Origin of the sequence: Kitasatospora arboriphila (assembly GCF_039528095.1) — a bacterium.
GTDB classification, from domain to species: domain Bacteria; phylum Actinomycetota; class Actinomycetes; order Streptomycetales; family Streptomycetaceae; genus Kitasatospora; species Kitasatospora arboriphila.
The window spans coordinates 1-17279 of sequence record NZ_BAAALD010000129.1 but is presented as its reverse complement, the minus strand read 5'-3'; the positions used below and the strand labels follow the sequence as shown (position 1 = coordinate 17279).

At 69.9% G+C, this 17279-nt stretch carries 17 protein-coding genes; 9 read left to right on the top strand and 8 right to left on the bottom strand.

Annotated features, from left to right (window positions below; genetic code table 11):
• Positions 1-233 precede the first annotated feature (233 nt).
• Complete coding sequence (locus ABD353_RS36200) at positions 234-1679, top strand: NF041680 family putative transposase (protein WP_344627964.1); 1446 nt, start codon at positions 234-236, stop codon at positions 1677-1679.
• A 215-nt stretch (positions 1680-1894) separates the two neighbouring features.
• Here ABD353_RS36200 and ABD353_RS36195 read toward each other — a convergent pair whose 3' ends face one another.
• Together ABD353_RS36195 and ABD353_RS36190 are read right to left on the bottom strand one after the other, a co-directional pair.
• Positions 1895-2353, bottom strand: coding sequence for a DUF8189 domain-containing protein (locus tag ABD353_RS36195; RefSeq protein ID WP_344627963.1), 459 nt, complete (start codon positions 2351-2353; stop codon positions 1895-1897).
• Between the two features lie 323 nt (positions 2354-2676).
• A complete protein-coding gene (locus ABD353_RS36190) occupies positions 2677-3189 on the bottom strand; it encodes a hypothetical protein (RefSeq protein ID WP_344627962.1) in 513 nt (170 codons plus the stop codon).
• Between the two features lie 342 nt (positions 3190-3531).
• On the opposite strand from ABD353_RS36190, the gene ABD353_RS36185 reads away from it, so the two are divergent.
• Positions 3532-4322, top strand: a protein-coding gene (locus ABD353_RS36185) for an IS5 family transposase (protein WP_425555325.1) whose coding sequence is annotated in 2 segments (ribosomal slippage) — positions 3532-3847 and positions 3847-4322 — 792 coding nt in all. Because the reading frame shifts where the segments join, the coding sequence is not laid out codon by codon here.
• Positions 4323-4327: 5 nt separating this feature from the next.
• Here ABD353_RS36185 and ABD353_RS36180 read toward each other — a convergent pair.
• On the bottom strand, positions 4328-5080 hold the full coding sequence (locus tag ABD353_RS36180) for a DUF6193 family natural product biosynthesis protein (protein WP_344627960.1): 753 nt from the start codon (positions 5078-5080) through the stop codon (positions 4328-4330).
• 541 nt (positions 5081-5621) lie between these two features.
• The gene (locus tag ABD353_RS36175; protein ID WP_344627959.1) at positions 5622-6119 is read right to left on the bottom strand and encodes a hypothetical protein; all 498 of its coding nucleotides are present in this window, start codon (positions 6117-6119) and stop codon (positions 5622-5624) included.
• A 308-nt stretch (positions 6120-6427) separates the two neighbouring features.
• On the opposite strand from ABD353_RS36175, the gene ABD353_RS36170 reads away from it, so the two are divergent.
• The 5 genes from ABD353_RS36170 (at position 6428) to ABD353_RS36150 (ending at position 12396) form a co-directional block, all read left to right on the top strand.
• Positions 6428-6640 carry a hypothetical protein gene (locus tag ABD353_RS36170; protein WP_344627958.1) on the top strand — a complete coding sequence of 71 codons (213 nt, stop codon included), beginning with the start codon at positions 6428-6430 and terminating at the stop codon, positions 6638-6640.
• A gap of 457 nt (positions 6641-7097) precedes the next feature.
• A complete protein-coding gene (locus tag ABD353_RS36165; protein ID WP_344627957.1) occupies positions 7098-8129 on the top strand; it encodes a hypothetical protein in 1032 nt (343 codons plus the stop codon).
• A gap of 412 nt (positions 8130-8541) precedes the next feature.
• A complete protein-coding gene (locus ABD353_RS36160) occupies positions 8542-9255 on the top strand; it encodes a response regulator (RefSeq protein WP_344627956.1) in 714 nt (237 codons plus the stop codon).
• Entirely contained in the window at positions 9252-10790 is a 1539-nt protein-coding gene (locus ABD353_RS36155) for an ATP-binding protein (RefSeq protein WP_344627955.1), read from the top strand. Before ABD353_RS36160 ends, ABD353_RS36155 begins: the two co-directional genes overlap by 4 nt.
• Before the next feature lie 220 nt (positions 10791-11010).
• A complete protein-coding gene (locus ABD353_RS36150) occupies positions 11011-12396 on the top strand; it encodes a DUF2079 domain-containing protein (protein ID WP_344627954.1) in 1386 nt (461 codons plus the stop codon).
• Between the two features lie 64 nt (positions 12397-12460).
• Here the strand turns inward: ABD353_RS36150 and ABD353_RS36145 are convergent, their stop codons facing one another.
• The 3 genes from ABD353_RS36145 to ABD353_RS36135 form a co-directional block, all read right to left on the bottom strand.
• Positions 12461-13279 carry a hypothetical protein gene (locus ABD353_RS36145; protein ID WP_344627953.1) on the bottom strand — a complete coding sequence of 273 codons (819 nt, stop codon included), beginning with the start codon at positions 13277-13279 and terminating at the stop codon, positions 12461-12463.
• Between the two features lie 936 nt (positions 13280-14215).
• Entirely contained in the window at positions 14216-14500 is a 285-nt protein-coding gene (locus ABD353_RS36140) for a hypothetical protein (protein ID WP_344627952.1), read from the bottom strand.
• Positions 14501-14659: 159 nt separating this feature from the next.
• The gene (locus ABD353_RS36135; RefSeq protein WP_344627951.1) at positions 14660-14923 is read right to left on the bottom strand and encodes a hypothetical protein; all 264 of its coding nucleotides are present in this window, start codon (positions 14921-14923) and stop codon (positions 14660-14662) included.
• Positions 14924-15303: 380 nt separating this feature from the next.
• On the opposite strand from ABD353_RS36135, the gene ABD353_RS36130 reads away from it, so the two are divergent.
• On the top strand, positions 15304-15426 hold the full coding sequence (locus tag ABD353_RS36130; protein ID WP_344627950.1) for a hypothetical protein: 123 nt from the start codon (positions 15304-15306) through the stop codon (positions 15424-15426).
• 454 nt (positions 15427-15880) lie between these two features.
• Here the strand turns inward: ABD353_RS36130 and ABD353_RS36125 are convergent, their stop codons facing one another.
• Positions 15881-16324, bottom strand: a complete 444-nt coding sequence (locus tag ABD353_RS36125; RefSeq protein ID WP_344627949.1) for a MarR family winged helix-turn-helix transcriptional regulator — start codon at positions 16322-16324, stop codon at positions 15881-15883.
• 99 nt (positions 16325-16423) lie between these two features.
• Between ABD353_RS36125 and ABD353_RS36120 the strand changes: the two genes are divergently transcribed.
• Positions 16424-17227 (top strand): alpha/beta fold hydrolase, encoded by an 804-nt coding sequence (locus ABD353_RS36120; RefSeq protein ID WP_344627948.1) that lies wholly within the window; start codon positions 16424-16426, stop codon positions 17225-17227.
• The last annotated feature ends 52 nt before the right edge of the window (positions 17228-17279 follow it).

Sequence of the window (17279 nt, the reverse complement as noted above, 5' to 3'; positions counted from 1 at the left end):
TCCTGGATCAACAAGATCCAAGTGTCAGGGTGTCCACGTCGCGGGGCAAAGCTCAGAACCTTCGTTCGGCCATCAGGCGAACCGCCCGGTTCGGCAACGGCTTCTTAGCTTGGCGTTTAACCTCGACGGTCACTCGACCTGCTGATCTGCGGTTCTTCCCGGGACAGCGGAGACGGCCGTTCTCCACGCTTCGAGATGTCGAGTCACGAAGCACGAGAGAACGGCCGCTGCCCATGAGTCTTGCCGTCGATGCGCCCGCATGCCAGGCATTGGCCCTCTTGTCCCGCTTTCGGGTTGAGTTCTACGAATGCCTCTACGCCCGCTCGGACGCACTCTTCGAGCTCACCGACGCGGTGCTGTGCGCGGACGGACCGGTGAAGACCTTGGTCGAGCTGTCGCTCACCGCCGAGCACCGCCGCGGGCACGGCGCCCTGTACGCCGCACTCGACCGGGGCTGGCTAGAGCCGGCCCGACTGCGTCGCGCGCTGGCCTCGCTGCCGCTGTCGAAGGCAGCCGACGGCCGAATCGTGTTGGCCGTCGACGTGAGCAACTGGCTCCGCCCCGATGCTCCCACCAGCGACGACCGACTGTTTTGCCACGTCTACGGGCGCGGCGACCGCAAAACGGACCAGCTTGTTCCCGGCTGGCCGTACTCCTTCGTCGCCGCCCTGGAAACAGGCCGCACATCCTGGGTCGCACTGCTGGACGCCGTACGCCTCGGACCGGCCGACGACGCAACCGCTGTCACCGCCGCCCAACTGCACGATGTCGTCGAGCGGTTGACACAGGCCGGGCACTGGCAGCAGGGTGACCCGGAAATCCTGATCATGATGGACTCCGGCTACGACGTCGCCTATCTCTCCCACGCTCTCGCGAACCTTCCGGTCGTGCTGGTCGGACGCTTGCGCTCGGACCGCGTCATGCTCCGCGACGCGGGCCCCGCACGATCCACCCCGAGAGGCGGGCGCCCGCGTCGGCACGGCGGCGTCCTCACCTTCGCCAAGCCCGAGAGCTGGCACCGGCCCGAGGTCACCACGGCCACGGACACCACCCGCTACGGCAAAGCCGAGGCACTCGCGTGGGACCGCATGCACCCCAGGCTCACCCACCGCGGCCCCTGGCTGAACCACGCCAAGGAAGAACTACCGATCCTGCACGGGACGTTGATCCGTCTCGTGGTCGAGCGCCTGCCGGGCGACCGGGACCCGAAACCGGTCTGGCTGTGGTGCTCGGCAACCGCCGCCACACCGGCGGACGTGGACCGCTGGTGGCAGTCCTTCCTCCGCCGCTTCGACCTGGAACACACCTTCCGGCTGCTGAAGCAGACGCTCGGCTGGACCGCCCCGAAGATCCGCCACGCCGACAGCGCCGACCTGTGGACCTGGCTCATCATCGCCGCCCACACCCAACTCCGTCTCGCCCGGCCGCTGGCCGAGGACCTCCGCCGCCCCTGGGAGCGGCCCGCCGAGCCCCGCCGCCTCACCCCCGCCCGGGTGCGACGAGGGTTTCGCAACATCCGCCCGACCACCGCTCGCCCAGCGGCAGCACCGAAACCGACCAAACCCGGCCCGGGGCGACCTCCCGGCTCGAAGAACAAGCAGCGGGCCACACGTCACGACGTCGGAAAGACGGTCAAGCGCGCCGAGACGATCAAGGAACACCAAGCCCGACGAGGATAAATTCCAAGCTTAGCCCGACAAACCCGGCCTGCTGAGGTGAATTCAGTTGGAGAAGGGTACGCGCCACGACTGTGGCAGTCCTCGCGCGGAGGATTAGCACGGCCCGTCGCTCATCAGGGAGGTCCTCACATCCCGCAGCGAAGATCATCGGTGCTGCAGGATGTGAGGACCATCAGTTTCCAAAATGCGGACGAGGTGGCTCAGCACGTCCTGGATCAGGCGGGCGGACCGTCGAAGGAGGACCAGTCCGACCAGGCGTCGTCGGGATCGGTGCTCACCTTCCACGAGGACACCGAACCAGTATCGGTGCCGACCACGATCTGCGGACGGCCGTCCGTGAGAGTGGCCACGCCCACGCTACGGGCCGATCCTGGCAGACCGTTGAACTTCGTCCAATCGGCCCAGGCGGCGCTCGGTTCGGTGGTCAGCTTCCAGGTGGTCCACAGCTCGCCGCCGTCGGTCACGGCGAATATCTGCGGCCGATTGTCTGTGAGCGGGGCCGCGGCGAGCGAAACCACGTGACCGTGGAGGAAGTCGAACGGCTGCCAGCCGGTCCAGGCTGCATCCGGGTGCTCGCTGACCTTCCAGGTGGTGAACAGTCCGAGGTTGCTTCCTGCGAACAGCTGCGGTCGGCCGTCCGTGAGCCGCGCTGCTGTCATGCTGCGAACAGACATGTGATTCTCTTCCTTTCAATGTTCAGGCGGGCTTTCAGGCCCCGCCCTTCCGTCCCCGTTTCAAGGTTGGGATGGCCCGCACGACCCGCACCGGGCGTTGTGCGCTTGCTGGAACATCAGAGAGGCTGGCCGCCCTGTCGCGTCCGAAGGGAGAGCCCAAGCGCCCGCTTGCGATGGCCGACGCACCGCACTGTCTGTGGGAAGGCGGAGCGCACCTTGGCCCTGCTGATGGCGCGAAGGGCCTCCTGTCGGTCGTGCTGTGAAAGTCGCGGTCGGGTATGGCCGCAGTTACTGAGGCCAGCTCACTCCAGATATTTCATCAGCTACTCCCCCCTCTGGAAATCTTCTATATACGCGTGACAACTACTCGCCCCTGTCACAACGCTGGCGGCCTCGGCCCAGACATACAGCTCTATGGCGCCATCGTCCGGGAGGCCCTTCAGTCCGACGGCATGTGATTTCCCGTCCAGGAGGTCTGTGTCGTCACGGATGACACGAATATCGGTGTTTCGCAGTCGCAGATAGTTCGTGGCTGTACCGGAGGGAAGAGGATCCAGTGCAACCCAGTGGCCGGCACTTGGATCCCCTCGCCATAGGGACCACTCCCCGGAGGGGTTGTTGAACGGGTGCGGGACGAACTTGACTTCCGGCGACTTCGAGCCGATCTTGAGGTGCAGGGAAACTGTCGCGAAGTGCACGTCCTGATAGCCTGGTGGCGCCAAGGGGTCTATGGTCAGCTCCGGAATCTCCCGGTTCCTGGTTGCGTTGATCTGTGCTTTTCCGGCGAATAAGATCTGGGACCTGCAGTCCGCCGGTTCTATTTTATAGACAACCACAGATGGCCCCTTCCGAACCGAACGTTGGGGCTCGGCATCTTCACGGCGGAGACGGGACAGGCTTGCTTGCGTGGATTTCTCCTCGGCGCAGTCACGAGGGCCCAGCTCATCCAGGTCTCTATTCAAGCACCGATGCAGTTTCGCTGCGAGTTGAGCTCCCCTCAAGAAGCCCTGAGAGGATGTCCCGCTCGTTTGCGGGATAGTTCATGGATTGTGCCAGGTTATGACGGTTTCGCCCGTTGCTCGCTTGGAACTCGTAACACGATCTTGTGAATCGCTGCCGGTGGGCGTTACCGATGTGACGATTCGTCCGTTCGTGGTGGTGTGAGCAACAAGCCGTGGATCGTGGACGACGAGCCATGGACCCGGATCGAACCGTTGCTGCCGGCCTGGCCGGAGCGGTCTCCAGGCCCTCGCCCGGTCGACGACCGGCTCTGCCTGCAGGGTGTCCTGTTCGTGCTGTACACCGGCATCACCTGGCAGCAGCTGCCGTTGGAGCTGGGCTTCGGCTCCGGGCAGACCTGCTGGCGTCGGCTGGGCAGGTGGCAGGAGGCTGGCGTCTTCGAGGTCCTGCACCGGATACTCCTGGCCGAGCTGAACACGGCCGGACAGATCGACTGGACGCGCGCCTGTGTGGACGCCTCCCACGTGCGCGTGAAAAAGGGGGCGAAGCGACCGGCCCCTCACCGGTCGACCGCCGAAAGACCGGCAGCAAGCACCACCTGATCAGCAACGGCGGCGGCATCCCGTTCCACGTGATCACCACGGCCGCCAACGTCAACGACGTCACCTTGACCCTCGCCCTGGTCGACGGCATCCCGCCGGTGGCCGGCCGCGTCGGTCACCCCCGCAAACCGCCCGCCGCCCTCCTCGGAGGCAAGGGCTACGACAGCAACCCCAACCGCCGTGAACTGCGCAGACGAGGCATCCTGCCGGTCATCTCCCGTCGCGGCGAGCCCGACATCATCGGCCTCGGCAAGCTTCGCTACGTCGTCGAGCAGACCTTCGCCCAGCTCCACCAGTTCAAACGCCTCGCCGTCCGCTGGGAACGGCGCCTCGACCTTCACACCGCCTTCGTCTCACTCGCCTGCAGCCTGATCTGCCAGCGACGACTCAACAACCCGCGATCGTGACCGTGTCATGAGCCCGAAGGCCGCGGGACGGCGTCGTCGGGCAGGCCGTCCAGGATCACCGCGACGGTCGTCGCCGCACCGTCGACCTCCTGTACCCGGTGGTCGGCGAACGTCACCTCGAAGCGGCCGTTGCCGAGCGGTCTTGTCCTCGGGAGGTCATGGCAGATGGGCGGCGCGGCCCGGCGGCTGAGGGTGAACCAGTACATGGCCCGTCCGGGTGACAGGACCCGGAGCCGCGGCTGTTCGAAGGCGGCCTCGACGAGATCCTGCCAACCGCTGTCCCGCTCGCGTGCGGTGTCCAGCGCGGCGTGCCTGCGTATCGTCCGCCACCGCGCCTGCACGGCATCGCCGCGCTCGTCGGCGTCGGCCAGTTCCCAGGTCTTCAGGAAAGCCCACTGCACGACGAGCTCGCGCACCCGGTTCCCCTGAATCCAGGAGTGCATCACGTCGGCGACCTCGGACAGGTCCTGCGTGCTGCCCGAAGCCGTGTGGATGTCCTGGGCCCAGCAGTTGACCAGGAACTTGCGCTCACTGATGGCCATCAAAACATTCGTCGAGCGGCCGTCGGCCTCTGCCTTCGCAGCCACGTAACGCCGACCTGGTGAGGACGTCAGCTCGATCGGGAGTCCGTACCCCGCACGGTCGGCCACCGTTTGGAGAGCGTTCTGCAGAGAACCCGCTCTCACCACCTCGGGATAGAGCGTCATGTACTCGCGCATGGGATCGGTCGCCGCCGCCCCCGGAAGCTGCTCAGACATACGGTCGAGTCTGCCAGACCAGCCTGTCACCACAGCCCGTTGCAAGCAGGCGACGACCGATCTGCGGGCAGCAACAAGATCGTGTTACGAGCTCCAAGGAACACCGAATGAGCGGTCCGGCCAGTAGCGGGTGGGCAGCGCGCCACGACGTTCATGGCGCGAGGGCACGCTGGCACGCTGTACGCGAGACGGCTGTGCACTCCTGGGAAGGGAGTGCACAGCCCTTGTCCTCGAGACCTGGGGCCGGCCAGGCGAATTCGCTCAGCCAGTCCCAGGTCGTTCGGAAGGTGCAGAGACGCTGCACCGCCGAGCTCGGTGGTTACTCAGGTTGAACTCGCGATGTCGGTGATCAAGATCAGGCAAGGGGCCGCTGTGGCATGCTCGTCCGCGTGATCGATGCCCCGAACGATGACCGGTCGTTTGCAACAGCGCGGGAGCCAGCCCGCTTCGGTGCCTGCGAGGTGAACGGCGTTCCCGGTGTCGAGCATGCGGCGGGCAGGCGCGCGACGCTGTGCGGCATCTCTGCACGGCATACCACCCGCTATCTGCATCTTTTCGTTCCCGACGCCCTGCAGTCGTGCCGGCGGTGTCGCGAGGAGTCGGATGTCTTCGCCCCGGCGAGCTGCTCCAGGCCGGGTTTCAGCCCGAGCGGGGCGGGCCACATCCGGCGCAGGGCTGCGGCCATGTGCAGCCTGTTCTGGCTGTCCGGCCACACCAGCGCATGCTGGGCCAGCACCTGAAGCGTCTCCTCAAGGTCAGGCAGCGGGACGCCGAGGAACACTGCGAGGTCACCGGTGCCAGTGGGGTCTGCGAGGGCCGAGAGTGCCTCGGCCGCCTGTACTCCCGGCAGCGGCACCCGGTGCAGCGCCGCGGACACCGACCCGGGGCGCTGCAGCCGCTCGGCCAGCTCCCCTGGACTGCGCGGCACCGGACCGGCCACCGCATCCGGCCGCGCAGCGAGCACCCGGCCCAAACCGGGCGCATCCAGGGTGCGCATCCACGCCGTCAACACAGAACCGGCCGTACCGATCGAACCCACCACACCTTCTTGCCGGGCCTGGGCGCTGCCGTTCTCCGCCCGCTGTGCACCGCACTCAGCCCGTACGCGACTGCGGTCCGCGACTGTTGTTCGGTCCCGCACAGGCGGCGCGGCCGGGCTGGCGCAGCATCGAGGCCGCTGGCGCACGCGGCGGCGGTAATCAGATGAACGGCCCGACCCAACAGGGCTTTGACACACCGGCACCACCAGGCCGCGGCAGCGCGGGCCGAGGCCGGTCAGGCCCAGGCCCGAGGGCAGGCAGGACGGCGGGGCGGCGGCCGGAGACCGTCGGTCTCACCTCGCCTAGGGTGACCACAAGACAAGTCCGGGCCGGGGGGGACGTGGTGAAGCGGTGGCAGTGGTGGATGATCGGGCTCTGGGCGGCCCTGATGCTCTCCGGTGGTCTGACCGTCCTTCTTCTCGGCCAGAGCTCCGCCCCCGCCCCCGCCCCCGGGCGGGTGAAGTGCCCCGTCGAACCCACCGGCTACACCCTGTGCGCCTTCGGCTCCCCCAGGCCCTGAACACCACCCCCTGCCACGCCAGGCCGGGGCCGGACGGGCCGGCCCGGCGCGGAGCAGCGGTAACAAGCAGGGTGCCCGGACGAACGGCACGGGCAGCGGCCCGGCCCAGCCGGGCTGGGTCGGGTGGCGCAGCAGCGAGGCCGCGGGCGCACGGAGCGGCGGTAGCCGGACGGGACGGGCGGGCTCCGCGGCGGACGGGACGGGCCAGGGGGCCAGGGGCCAGGCCGCGAGTATGCCGAGCCGGGGGAGCCCAGCCGGAGCGGTCGCCGAGCGGGTGGTCGGGTTGATCGACAAACACGTCACCCCGACCTGGTTGCCGCTGCGGCTTGGCTCGGCTACGACCTCACCGAGCACCGTCCTGCGTGTCCGGCCAGGCCCGGTTGGCTCTGTCCGCGAGACAGGAGCTACCGCGGGGGTGCTCGATGGCTGAGGCCGTCGGGTGTCTAGGGTCGCGTCCATGACGAGGACCACTCCCCCGCGCCCGCTCGATGTCGAGGCGCTGTTCCCGGAGCTGGGTGTCTACCGGGGTACGACGACGCGCCTCCATCCGCGGCCGGGGAGACCGCAGGTCTCGGAGAGCTCGGTGGGAGGTCCGATGCTGTGGCCGGTGGACGAGCCGTGGCCGCTGTGCGGCGAGGCCCACGGCCGCGGGCGGGGCCGCCGCCCGGCGGACGTCCGCCGCTACCGACAGGTGCTGGCCACCGTGTGGGCCCGAAACCCGGCTTCGGGGCCAACGGCGGAGGAGCGGGAGCTGTTGGAGGAGCTGCGTCGAGAGCACCGGATCCCCGGGGCATCGGAGACGGATCCGCTTGCGATGATCGGCCTCGCGCAGCTGTACCGGCGGGATGTCCCCGACCTGCCGGTCGGGCCGGACGGCTGCGACCTGCTCCAGGTGTTCTGGTGCCCCTTCAACGCCCACGGCCCGGGCCGGTACGACCTGGAGCTGCACCTTCGCTGGCGACGGTCCTGGGAGATCGGTGAAGTGTTGGCGGCTCCCCCGCAGCCCCCGGTCGTCGGGTCCGACGGGTTCGTACCCGAGCCCTGCGTGCTGCACCCGGAGCAGGTGACGGCCTACCCGTTCGCCGGCCTCCTGCCCGAAGATCTCTGCACCCGCATCGATGCCTGGGAGGAAGCCCTTGAGGAGGAGGCCGAGCAGTCGGCGGACGAGACCCCGGTCGAGCCGGTCGGCTACCAGTACGACCTGTCCATCCCGCCCGGCTGGCGCGTCGGCGGCTTCGCCTCCTGGCACGCCACCGACCCGTACCCCATGGACTGCCGGACCTGCATGGCGTCGATGCACCTGCTGCTGACCATCGACAGCTCGGAGTGGGACGGCGGCAGCGGCAGCTGGAGACCACTGGAAGACCGGGGCCTGACCACCCATCGGAACGCCACCCCCACCGAGGTCACCGTGGGCCGCCACGGCGAGCTCAACGTCTTCGCCTGCCCCACCGATCCCGTCCATCCGCACCGCTGGAGCGTCCAGTAATTCGTAGGATCCGCCCGGTGCGGCAACATCCTCGTGAACGGCCGCGGGGAAGGTCCGGTGGGCAGGTGCCACTGCGGAGGCGTCGACTGCCACGGCCGGCACCTCCTGCCGGAGCGGTGGGACGCCACCCGGCGGCGGGCCGATCGTCGCGATCCCTGTATCGACAAGGGTGCGCCCGGCCCGGCCGCCAGTGTTCCGACGGTCCGATCCGGACGAACGCGCCGCCGACGTGTAGACGATGCCCACTCCGGGCGTTGGCTCAGTTGCCCGCCCATGACCGGGATTGAGGCCACCTGGCATGACACGCCAGAGCGTGGGATGGCGGCTGTTGCCAGACGGTGACACGGCACACATGGCGCTCACACACAGCGCAAGCAGGCTGCGCGGACAACAACGGTAAGGAGGGACGGGCATGGCACGGCTACTGCTCGTCGAAGACGACGACGGGCTCCGGGCAGCACTGGTGCTGGCACTGGGTGGCCTCGGCCACGAGGTCATCGGTTCACCGGATGGTGACGATGCGCTTCGCGTCCTCGCCGCCGAGGCACGGCAGGTCGACTGCGTCGTACTGGACGTGATGCTGCCTGGTTCGGACGGGTTCGAGGTCTGCCGCCGGATCAGGCGTGCCGGGACGCTGCCGATCATCATGCTCACCGCTCGTTCGGAGCCCATCGACGTGGTGGTGGGGCTGGAGTGCGGCGCGGACGACTACGTCGCCAAACCGGTGGAGCCGCGGGTACTCGACGCCCGGATCAAGGCGGTCCTCCGGCGGGTCACCCCGGCCGTCGAGGTGCCAGCCGTCGACCCGGCATCCGGCAGCACGGACGTCCTTGAGCTGGGCGCGGTGCGGATCGACACCCGGGCAATGATCGTCACCCGGCACGGCGACCGGCTCGAGCTGACCCCCACCGAGCTGCGCCTGCTCCTGGAGTTCGCGCTCCACCCCGGGCAGGTGCTGACCCGGCAGGTGTTGCTGGACCGGGTCTGGGACTACGGCTACCTCGGGGACTCCCGCATCGTGGACGCCTGCGTCTGGCGGCTCCGGGCGAAGACCGAGGACGACCCGGCCCGACCAGCCCTGATCACCACCGTCCGCGGGGTCGGTTACCGCCTGGACCTCCCGTGAGGCGGCCACTCGGGCTACGGGGACGGATCGCCGTCACCCTGGTCCTCGCGCTGTCGCTGCCGTCGCTGGTGCTCTCGGCCCTGGGCTACCTGGTGCTGCGGGACCGCGCGGAGGAGGGCTTCCGGTCACAGGCGCTGTCGAGCGCACTGTCGGACTTCACCTCCGCGGCGAACTCCGTCCGGCAGGGGATCCGGCCCACCGCCCTGCTGAGCGCCAACGAGGCGCTCGCCGTGCGGAAGTTCAACCCCTATCTGGTGTATTCGATGAAGCCGGACGGCGCCGGCGGCTTCACCGCTCCGGGCCCGAACCCGCCGTACGACGAATCCGGGGCCTGGCCCGGGCCGCTGGCCACCTCGGTGGGCACGTTCGCCATGCCGGTCGCCCCGGAGGCGCTTCCCGGACTGCTCGGGCGCTTCCTGGACAGCGGTGACAACATCGCCCTGCTCGACGAACACCGCCTCGCGGCTGTTCCGGCCCCCGGCCGGCCGGGGCTGCTGATCGGCGCCGTGGTGGGGCGGCAGGGTCCGGCCGACCGCTACCCGGGGGCCCCGCTCGTGGCCGTGGAGTTCCACTCCTTCGCGCCGGTCGCAGCCGAGGCGGGCTTCTACCTGGTCGGCCTCCTCGTGGTGTCGACGGTCACGGTGGCCGTCGGTGCAGCTCTCGCCTGGCTGGTCGCAGGACGGGTCCAGCGGCCGGTGCGGGCAGCCGGCACCGCCGCCCACGCGTTCGGAGAGGGCGATCTGGCGGTCCGGCTACCGGTCGACGGTCGTGACGAACTGGCGGATCTGAGCGTGTCGTTCAACCGGATGGCCGATCGCCTGGCAGAAACGATCAACCACCTCACCCGGTACGAGGAACGGCAGCGCCGGTTCGTCGCGGATGTCAGCCACGAGCTGCGCACTCCCACCGCCTCCTTGCTCGCGGCGGCGGCCGCGCTGGAGAATCCCTCCACCCGCGACGATGCGGCCGCCCTGATCACCCCTCAGCTGCGCCGTCTGGCAACCCTGACCGAAGATCTGCTGGAGATCTCCCGCCTGGACTCCTCCGAAGCCGTCGTCGTACTGGAGCCGGTGGACCTCGCCGGACTGGTGGCGGACGTCGTCGCGCACAGCGATGCGCCCACCGCTTGCCGTCTCCTGGCGGACGGAGACACCACGGCGAAGATCGACCCGCGCCGGATCCACGGCGTGATCACCAACCTGGTCTCCAACGCCCTCCGACACGGCGCCGAACCGGTCGAGGTGAGCGTCCGTGCGGCTGGGCCCGACGTCGTGGTCCGGGTCGCCGACGCCGGCCCCGGTGTGCCGGAGGAGCTACTCGACCGGGTCTTCGACCGGTTCGTCCGCGGGGATCCCGCCCGGGGGGCCGGACGCGGTTCTGCGCCGGGGAACGGCCTTGGGCTGGCGATCGCCCGGGAGAACGCGCGCCTGCACCGCGGAACCCTCACCGTTGCCGCCGGGCCGGGTGCCGTGTTCACCCTGACCGTGCCGAGACAGCCACTGGCGGCGGACGAGGACGGACCGGCCGTGACGTGACCGTAGCGATCGGCGACCGCCCCCACATCCAGCCGTGACGGTGTGAACACGCCGCACCGGCAGCGTGCCCGGGGTGACCAGCCACCCCTCCACTCGACCACGTCCTCCGGCTGCCCATGGCACCCCGGGCCTCGTCCCCTCGCTCCACGGCCGCCCGCAGCGGCGCTCCTCGACCCGTACCTTTGCGGGCCGGCGCGGTCCTGCCCGGCACCGGGGGGCAGTGATCGTGCTGGGCGGCGTCCTGCTGGCCGGCTACCTCGCCCTGTCGCTGTCCCGGTACGCCGGCTTCGGCTCAGGCGTGGACCTCGCCATCTTCGGACAGGCCGTTCGACACCTCGCCGCGGGCCGGGCACCGGTGGTCGACCTCAAAGCCCCCGGCTTCCTGGCCTTCGGCGACCACTTCGACCCGGTGATCGCGCTCGCGGCCCCGCTGTACCGGCTCTGGCCGGACGTCAGGGTCCTGCTGTGGGTCCAGGCCGTCCTGGTCGCCGTCGCCGTCGTGATCGTCGCCGACACCGCCGTGGGGCTACTGGGCCGCGGCCGCGGTCTGGCGGTCGGCGCAGCGCTCGGCACCTCCGCGGGCGTTCAGAGCGCCGTGGACTTCGACTTCCACGAGGTCGCCTTCGGCGCGCCCCTGCTGGCTCTGTCCGTACGGGCCTACCTGCACGGTCGGTGGCGGGCCTGCGCTGTGCTCGCCGCTGGGCTCTTCGCAGTGAAGGAAGACACCGCCTTCGTCATGGTCGGGCTGGCGGTCGCACTGGCTCTGCAGGGCCGTTACCGGCTCGCCACGGCGCTGGCCGCCTGGGCGGTGGCCGGTCTCGCTCTCCTGCTGACGGTCGTGATCCCCGCCCTGAGCTACTGGCACCGCTACACCTACCTCCCGCACGCCACCGGCCACGGCTCGGTCGTCACAGCGACGGCCCGCAACCTCCTCGACAGCCTGGCCGTCAACGGCAGTGCCGCGCGCACGGCTGCCGTCTTCATGGCCGGCGTGGGGTTCGCGGCGGCCCGCTCCGGCCTCGTCTGGGCCGCCGCCGTCCCGTTCGCGGCACGCGCGGCCAACGCCGACCACGCCTACTGGGGCACCGGTTTCCACTACAACCTGCTCATCGAGGTGGTGCTCTTCGGCGCGCTCACCGACGCGCTGCGGCGGCGCCGGAGCAGCCGACCCCCGGTGTGGTCGCTGGTCGCCGCCACGGCCGCAGCGGCGCTGCTGCACGGACCCGCGGCTGCCGCGGTGTCGCGGAGCAGCTGCCACCGCTGCACCGCTGCGCGGACCGCCGTCCGTCTGGTGCCAAACGGCGCGACCGTGGCAGCCGACACCTACCTGCTGCCGCACCTGGTCGATCGCACCACCGCCTACCTGCTCACTCCCGCCTTCACCGACTCGGCCGGCCGTTCGCTGCAGCCCGACTGGGTGCTGCTCGACGAGCGCTCCGAGGCGTACGGCACTTCGGGGCTGGCCGCCGGGCTAGCGGCGCGGCTCCGGACGGACTACCTCCCCGTATGGGCAGGCGACGGATACCTCGTCCTGCAGCGCCGGTCCGTCGCGGCAGCGGGTAATACCGCCGCGGCCGACGACCCGGTCCGGTGGAGCCGCCCATAGCCCGGCCGGGCCACCAGGCAGCCGCCCACGAAGTGGGCGTGTCTGCCTGCCTGGTGGCTACTGGTCAGTCTTCTGGGTGCTGCTGCGCGCTGCGGACGATGTGGGACCAGGTGCCTGCGGTTCCGCCGTGCTCGCGGGCCAGCCGGCCGGCGAGTTGGGCTGCTGGGGTTTCGGGGTTGGTTTTGACCGCGGCGCGGGCCTGGTCCAGACGGGGGTCGCCGTCGTACGGGTAGCGGCGGTCGGGCTTGGTCGTTCCCGCGGCCGGGCGGCCTCCCCCGCGCTCCCGGCGCTCGGCGTAGGTCCAGATGTCGCCGCGCCGGTACTTCCGCTTGACGAACCCCTTGGGCGTCGTCGTCTCCTCGGCCGGCGTCGGCCAGTGCTTCGGCGGCCGGGCCGGGTACTTGGTGATGCTGGTCGGGTCCATGCCCAGCACCCGGGCGGCCTCGGACAGCGAGATCAGGTCCTCGGCGTTCCCGCTGAGGTCGACGTCCGTGCGCCACTGCTGATTCGCCCTGTAGCCCTCGTACCAGCTGTCCCAGGTCTCCGGGTTCCAGTACATGGTGTTGCCGATCGTCTTCTCCGGCTCGGGGTGCTGGTTGGATCCCCGGTCCTTCCACAGGAGTGCGAGGGTGCTCAGGCCCACGCCTGTGCGGCTTTGCAGGTCCGCACGGCTCTCCAGGGCGGCCGTGTCGGTGTGGCGCTCGTACCACTGGTGCCAGTCGGCGGCGCACCAGACCAGCGCGCGGCTGATCGTGCCCGCGGCCTCGGGGTGGCCGTTGAGCTCGCGCTCGCGGTAGAGCTTCTCGAGGTGGGTGATGCCGAGCCCGTACCTGTCGGCGAGTTCCCTGCGGGTCAGTACGGGGCGTCCGTTCAGCGTGGCCATGGGGGTGTCCTCCGTGATCTGTGTGTCCCGGTGCGGGGCTTTGCCCGTAATCGTGGGCTCCATCCCCGCGATGGTCGTAGTGGACGGCCGGATCCGGCCGGGTTATCTGTGCAGAAGGGTCACGGGATTGTCGGAGGCAGGGAGCGTGTCGGGCTCTTTGTCTCCTACCATCGTGTGCAGTGCCTTCCCGGACATGGGTTTGTTGAAGGGCCTGGGGCCAGGAAGGCATAGGACCGCCGGTATCAACTCCTATGGGGCTGGCCGTCCGCCCCGTCTCTTCCGCGGGATACGTGGTCGCGGGGTTGCGTCGCGCGCGCAACGAGGATGACGTGCCCTTCGGTCTCCTGAAAGGCTCGTCCGGCGCGGTCGGCGGTGTTCCGGAAGTCGCGGACGCTCACCTGGTCGCTCTGCCCGCGCCAAGTGTCCGGCACGATGACGGTCTTCGTCGGAAGATTCATGCCGTGGGACAGCGTGCTGGTGGCGCACGGTACGCGCAGGGCACCGCACGTGGGGATGCTCGATAACACCAGCCCGGTCGGCCTCCTCGCGGTCAGGTCGCCCCCGGACCCGCGGGGATGGTCCCGTGGGCGGCACCACCTACCCCGCGGGCAACGCGCACCTGCGGGGACGCTCCCTGCTCGGGCGTCGAGGAAGGGGATGCACTGGTCGTACGGCCCGCCGCCTCATGGAACGTCCTTTCTCTGCATCACCTCGGGGCTGCTCTCTACCGCGAGCGGCCCCGAGGTGATGCGCATCGGCCGAATGACCTGCGTCGGAGAGGAGGAAGGCCCCATCCAGTACCAAGGTCGCGGAGAGCGGCGAGTGCCCGGATGCCGCCGGATATGACGGTCCATCACCACGCTCGGGCCTGGCTCGGCCGGCACACGCGAGGACGTCGGCCTGCCCCCGAGGATGCGCCGCCCGACGCCGCGGTGGTTACGGGACGGGGGTGGAGGGAGGGGGCTGATTGGTTCCGTCGAGGCCGTGGATTTCCCGTCCTTCCACCAGGGTCACGGGGATGCTCCCGGCCAGGCTCTCCAGTGAGGCCTTGAGCTTCTGGGAACCTGTGCCCTCCTTGGTGGTCTGCACCTGAACGCCCGCGGCGCCCGGTGCCATCTGGGCGGCGAAGACCTGCACCGGGAGCGTTCCGGCCTGCGCCGCGTTCCCGATCTTCTCGATGACAGGGTCGATGCCCACGCGCGCGTAGCGGCACTTCGCCACCTCGGCGCGTTTGGTTTCGATGCCGGGGTGGGTGGCTGCGGCTGCGGCGCGGCCGGGAGGTGGGGCCGAGCAGCACGGTAAGGTCCCCGGCGTGCCGAGCGATCGCCTCCCAGGGGACGATCGGCTGGCCGTCGCCGCGTTCGGCGCGGGCGGCGGCGATCAGCGCGCGCAGGTTCGCCCAGTGGCCTTGTCCCGGGCCAGCAGGGTGATCCGCGGCGCGGACTCGTCGACGAACGCGCCACCGCGCGCCGGGGTCCGCGACCACCGCTCCCCCGCGGTGCTGCCTGGCCGGCCGGTTCGGCCAACGGCGGCGGTGTAGAGCAGCGGAACCGCGAGGCCGGCGCCGAACAGCAGCCGGACGCCGGAGACGGCGCAGACCTCCGCGAAGCGCACCGCGCCGGCCGCCGTGTCGCAGTCGGCCACGAGCGCGCAGAGCTTCTGCTCAGCCGCCCGGGCCGCGAGCGCGTCCGACAGCCTCGCCCCATAGCGGGGCCGAGTAGCCGGAAGCCACGTGCAGGTGCGCGAATACGCGCGCTATCTCCTCGCTCCCACGGCCCCCTCGCCGATCCGGAACCCCTCCGGCTCACCAGCGCAGACCCTACTCGAATATTTGTGCGAGTATCTTCAGCGTGTCGCCACACTGCACGCCCCGCACGGCGGCTAGCCACGCTCCCCCGCCCCCGCACCGTCTTCCGGCCGCTGCTGGACCAGCACGGCGAGCACCGTCAGGCTGGTCGCGTAGGGTGCCCCGGTACCGCCGGACCACGGCGGCACCGAACGGCACAGGCACGGTGGCGAGAGCAGTGGACAGCGCACGATCACGCACCTGGTGCCCGCCGTACCCGCTCGGCCTCACGGCCGTGATCTCGCCGCTGCGCCGCGAAGCGGGCGATCCGACGATCTGCCTCGAAGCGGGCATGGTGTGACGGGCGTCGCGCACCCCGGCGGGGCTCGGGACGCTGCGGATCGTGGCCCGACCTGCCGACAGCGCCGTCGCTGCGACCGCGTGCGCCGCAACCCCGGACTACGACTGGGTGCGAGCAGGCTGGTGACGGACTCGCTCGTGCCGTCCGTCCTCGAGCAGAAGGTCACCGCGACCGAGGCGCACCACGCCTGGCGGTACCTGCTGCGCCGCCACGGAACTGTGACTGCGCTTCGTATCGGGCGAGGTTTTCTGGATAGTTGGCCAGGCTGTCCGCACGGCGGGGAGCTGGGCGACGTTCAGCAGAAAGTGGTGCCTGGTTCGGTGTCGGCGGGGCCGGAGGCTCTGCCATGGTGAGGTGGCGTCTCACCGGTGCCGAGATGTCGCGGGGGGCGGTCGGTGAGATTGCCCGGTATGGAGGAACGAACGTGCCCAGCTGCCCGGGGTTGGCTGCGGTGTCAGTCCTGCTCTGGTGCGAGCGCCAGTTGACTTGATGCACGGGCCAGCAGGTCGATCAACAGAGCGCGCTCCCCGGGACTGAAGCCGTCGGCGATCCGTTGTTCGATGGCGAAGGCCTTCGCGTCGGCTTGCGCGAGCACTCGGCGTCCGTCGTCGGTGAGGCGCACCTCGGCTACCTTGCGATGCCAGGGATGGGGCTGGCGGATGATCAGGCCCTTCGCCTCCAGGTTGGCGAGCACGGTGGCGATGGTCTGCGGGGTGACCAGGCAGGCACGGGCGAGCGCGGCGGCGGAAAGCCCCGGCTGGTCGTCGAGTGCGTACAACGCGACGTACTGCGGAACCGTGAGCCCGAGCGGTCGGAGTGCGGCGTGCTTGGCCGCCATCAGCTCCTGCTCCACCCGCTTGATGTGCAGTCCGAGGCGCTCCGTGACCGGCATATCCATGAGGGTGATCGTACGTCACCAGCTTGAGTCCTGGCCGTTAACAGAGCTCTGGCACATGACAGAACTCTGTTATCTTGGATATTGCTCAGCCACTCACAGATGGAGGCAGCCTTGGCCAGTCGTGCACTGCTTGATCACGTCGTCGCCGGGTCCGGACCGGGTCTGGTCCTGATCCACGGCACCGGCGCTGACGCGACCTCGAACTGGGGAGCTCTCATCGATGGGATGCGTGACCGGTACACCGTCGTCGCCCCGAACCTGCCCGGCGCCGGCGCCACCCCGGTCGACCCCGCACCGATCGACCTGGACTCGCTCGCCGACCGCGTCGCCGCCACCGCCCGGTCCGCCGGACTGGAACGGTTCCACCTGGTCGGCCACTCGGTGGGCGCCGTCGTCGCCACAGCCGTGGCCGCCCGGCACCCCAATGCCGTGACCTCGCTCGTCCTGCACGCCGGATGGGTCAGGACGAGCCCGCGCGAGGCATTCATGTTCGACCTGTGGGCACGCCTGCTTCAGACCGACCCCGCCCTGCTGGCCCGCCAGTTGATCCTCACCGCAATGGGGCCCGGTTTCCTCGGCGCCCTCGACGACGCGCAGTTCACCGAAATGGCCGCGGGTTTCACGGCCATGCTGGACCAGCGCATCCTCGGGCAGATAGAACTGGACACCCGAATCGACCTGTGTGGTGCGGTGGGCCGGATCACCGCGCCGACACTTGTGCTGGCGAGCGCCGACGACCGGATCATCCCGCCCCATCATCAGCGCGAACTGGCCGCCGCCATCCACCAGGCCGACTACCTCCAGGTCCCAGGCGGCCACGGCCTGCCGTTCGAGGACCCGGCGCGGTTCTTCTCGATCATCACCGAGTACGTGGACAAGCGCCAGGCGCAGGGCCAGGCCTGACTGGGCGTTTCGTCCCTGGTTTCGGGGGTCAGGTTCCGCGCCAGGTCGGGGT